Here is a 1158-nt window from a genome sequence, read left to right as displayed (position 1 = left end):
CGTAGAAGGCATCGTAAAAGACAGCGCATCGCTTTCAACAGGTTCTGCGCAAGATGTACTTTCACTCGGGAACAAAACCGTCATTGTTGATGTGAAAGGCGTAGCGGATATTCCAATCGTTGAACTCAATGATAAGTCAGGTATTTGGCAAGAGTTTGATGATGGTAACGTACGTGGCGTTCAAACATTTGTGGATGAAAATGGCCAAGTTGATATTTCGTTCAGCATTCTTTCTGGAGAAGTCAAAGACAACCCTAACGACCACTCTGAAACGGTAACGGTACTGCTTTCCAACATTCCTGATGGCGTTGAGATATTTGATAATGATGGCAACTCGGTCGATTTAACGTTCGTTGGGTACGATGGTAATAACCAGCCAATCTATGAAGCGAATATTACGCAAGCAAACATCAACTCGGGCATTGTGATTAAACCGGAAGCATCGTCTACCGAGAATATTCACATCACAGCCACCACGATCGTTACTGAAAACGATGGTCATACGCGCACCTCAACTGGGGAAATTCGTGTGATTGTTGGCCCTGTGATTGACGCAAGAAATAACTATACCGTGGTTTCGGAAGGTGACGAAGATACGCGCTTCAACATCGATTGGAAACCAACGACCAGCCAAAGTCCAGATGCCGATGAGTTCTTCTCAGAAGTGACGATTTCTGGCTTCCCTCCGAGTTGTACCGTGTTCGTGGATGGTGTAGCGCAAACGCTCGTCGCTGGTACGTTAACATTAACGCCACAAGCCAATGAATCGGAGCAAGACTTCTCTGCTCGCGTTACGCAGAGTGGTTATGTTCAAGTTGAGTTGGAACAAGATTCCAGTACCGACTTTGATTTGAGCACAACGTTGACTGTGAAAGAGATTGACCATGAGTACGTTGATGCGGCAAATCCAGGACAAGGGATTGCAGAAGCGGTGATTACTGGTTCGGTTCACGTTCAAGTGAATCCGGTTGTTGAGCCGGAAGATACCTCTGGTGCGATAGGCGATCAAACGCGCTTGTTGGTCACAGAAAGTAATGGTAATGCGATAGACGTTGTTAAATCGGATGCGCAAGGTGCAATCGACTTTACAATCAACACCTCTGCGGGCGGTCAAGCTGGCGCAAACATCATTAAATACCAAGAGTTTGATGCTTCTTC

1 pseudogene is annotated in these 1158 nt (G+C 46.2%); it reads left to right on the top strand.

Features of this window, described 5'->3' with window-relative positions:
- Positions 1–1158, top strand: a pseudogene (locus R7F67_RS24600) (tandem-95 repeat protein); the annotation flags it as partial.

The organism is Vibrio sp. YT-17 (genome assembly GCF_033337375.1).
Lineage (GTDB): Bacteria > Pseudomonadota > Gammaproteobacteria > Enterobacterales > Vibrionaceae > Vibrio > Vibrio alginolyticus.
The sequence above is the reverse complement of the archived record's forward strand: the minus strand, read 5'-3'. Positions and strand labels throughout refer to the sequence as shown.